At 63.3% G+C, this 2390-nt stretch carries 2 protein-coding genes and 2 pseudogenes; all 4 read right to left on the bottom strand.

The window, feature by feature from the left end; all coding sequences use genetic code 11:
- Positions 1-305, bottom strand: a 305-nt coding sequence (locus ABT116_RS42840) for a hypothetical protein (protein WP_502984041.1), incomplete at its 3' end; no start/stop codon positions are given.
- 74 nt (positions 306-379) lie between these two features.
- A complete protein-coding gene (locus tag ABT116_RS42835) occupies positions 380-859 on the bottom strand; it encodes a DUF6319 family protein (protein WP_351646131.1) in 480 nt (159 codons plus the stop codon).
- Positions 831-1643: pseudogene (locus ABT116_RS42830) on the bottom strand (ABC transporter substrate-binding protein); the annotation flags it as partial. The pseudogene ABT116_RS42830 and the gene ABT116_RS42835, both read right to left, overlap by 29 nt.
- Before the next feature lie 395 nt (positions 1644-2038).
- Positions 2039-2390: pseudogene (locus ABT116_RS42825) on the bottom strand (hypothetical protein); the annotation flags it as partial.

Raw genomic sequence — 2390 nt, 5'->3', positions numbered from 1 at the left:
GAACGCCCAGCGACGCTTGGTCTCGCGTGGCCACATCGACTTCGGTCGGGTGTGGTCCGCGGCGTGTTGCTTTCCGGGATCACGAACGACCCAGGACCGCCGCAGTGACCTGCGGTGATACCCACGAGTCTGCCGCCGTTGTCGTGACCGATGGTGGTCAACGTACACACCAACTGGTTGTCGATGATGATGCCCGAGCCACCACCCATGGGCGTGGGTGCAGCAACCGCATTGCTGCTGACGATGAAGCCGAGTCCGAGTGCCAAGACCAACGCTGCCAGAGCCGAAACAATTCGCTGCAACATCACAATCTCTCCGCCGGTAATCTCCCCGCTGCAAAAAACGCATACCCCGGAAAGTGCGGACTTACGCAGCGGTTCTAGTCGGTGGCTCCGAGCGCCTCGAGCATCTTGCGCGCCTCTTCGAGCTGGCGGCTCAACTCGTCGACTCGAGCCGCAGCCATGTCTCGCGCAGCGACGATGATGGACTCGACGGCTTCGATGGCGGTGGGCTCACCCAACTCGCGGACAGCTCGCTCGACTGCATCGGGTGCGACCGGAACTGCTTTGCCCGGACGCTTCGCGCCCTGTGTGACCGTCACGCTCCAGTCGTTGTCCGCGCCCGCATGGATCGTGACGCTGATGCCGGCCGGCAGTTTCTTCGCACGCTTGACGGCCGGACGAGGTGTCGCGGCAGGGGCAGCAGTGGTAGTCGGTACCGGAGCGGGTGCAGGCTGCGCACGCGGCTTCGGTCGAACAGGCTCTACGGAAGTCCGGAATGTTGCCTGCGACGGAGTCGTAGACGCACGCGCGCGGTTCGACGGCGACGAGACTGGTTGCCCGGACTCCGTGTCCGGCAGTGATGACCTGAGTGAGGTCGTCGAGATTGACCGCCTGGATCAGGGCCTTGCGCACTGCGGGATCGCTGGTGGGATTACTCGCGATCTGGTTGAAGTACATCTGGCCTGCCGGCAGAGGCCGACCGACCGAGTCCAGATTGGCTGCCGCGACGCGGTCCTTGTCCGGACCGGCGATCGGAGCTGCATTGAGTTCACCCGAGAGAAGCTGGTTGGCGGCGGTGCTCACGTTCGGCGACATCGCGGCGATGACCGTCTTGGGGACACCCGGGGTGTCGGAGGTCGTGTCGTCGGGGCCCCAGTTGTAGCCCTCGCGACGCTGGAACGTGTAGTGGTCGTTGGCGGCAACTTCGGTGACTTCGAACATGCCGGTGCCGAGCGACTTCTTGTTCGACGCTGTCGGATCTTTCAATCCGGCCTCGCACAGGATCGGCAGGCGACCGACGTTGAGAAGAAGGAAGGGACTCGGCGCCGGAGTGGTGACCGTGACGGTGCGCGCTGCAGCGTCGGCGGTTGCAGTGGCACCGGTCGGAACGGAGGACCCGCGCAACTGTGAACCGTTGTCCGGATTGGCCACGAAGTTGATGTTGTCCGCGACGGTCTGGGAAGTCAGCGTGGATCCGTCGGTACAGGTCACCCCTTCGCGGATGGTGAAGGACGCAGAGGTCGGGGTCTCTTCCCACTTCTCGGCCAACCACGGTCCGACTTCACTGGTATCGGGATCCTGGTAGACGAGGTAGTCATAGGCCAAACGCGACAACTCTGCGGTCGCCGACGCTGCCGACATGATCGGGTTGAGTGCACCGGGGTCGGCCTGCAGAGCGAAACGGAAGGTTCCGTCCGTGGCCGGTTCACCGCCACTGGCGCCCGAGGACGTGCCTCCCGAGCCACAGGCAGACAACACGAGCGTGAGCCCTGCGGCTGCTGCAAGTGTTGGGTAGAAGCGGTGTTTCATGGTGCCTCCGTGATGGAGCAGGGGCCCGAGCGAAAAACGTGAGGGCGCGGTTGAGTGTTGACTGCTAAATCTTGGCGTATGACGTGACGCGCATCTCTGTCGATCCTCACGAAAATCGGGTCGATTTTCGTCCGCTCCCACGAAAACCGGCGGGATCAGTGAATACCTGTCCGTATACCGACAGCGACCGGCGAAACAGAACGATTTCCCCGGTCGCTACCGGTGTTCTACTGGTACAGGCGCAGGGCCGAACCGGTGAAATTACGGCCGAATGCGAGACCCGCATTGTTGAAGTAGAGAGTCGTGATCTTGTCGGCAAAAGGTACCGCGGAGTTTGCTTTGATGATCTCTGATTCGGCGTCTGCCCAAGCGGCACAAGCGTCCTCGCCTGTCAGCCCCGAAGCCTTGGCGACGGCTGCGTCGTAGGCCGGGTTGGAGATCGACGAGAAATTGAGTCCCGCAGCTGGCACCGGACCGGAGAGGAAGGGTACGAGCATGCTGGGCAGCGCGACGTTGATCGGGTGGCACTGAGCAGCACCTGCGGCGCGAGGTCGCGCAGCGACACGTGCAGCACCACCG

The sequence above is a fragment of the Streptomyces sp. NPDC002130 genome, from assembly GCF_040296465.1.
Classification (GTDB): domain Bacteria; phylum Actinomycetota; class Actinomycetes; order Streptomycetales; family Streptomycetaceae; genus Streptomyces.
This window is presented reverse-complemented; position numbering and strand designations above follow the sequence as displayed.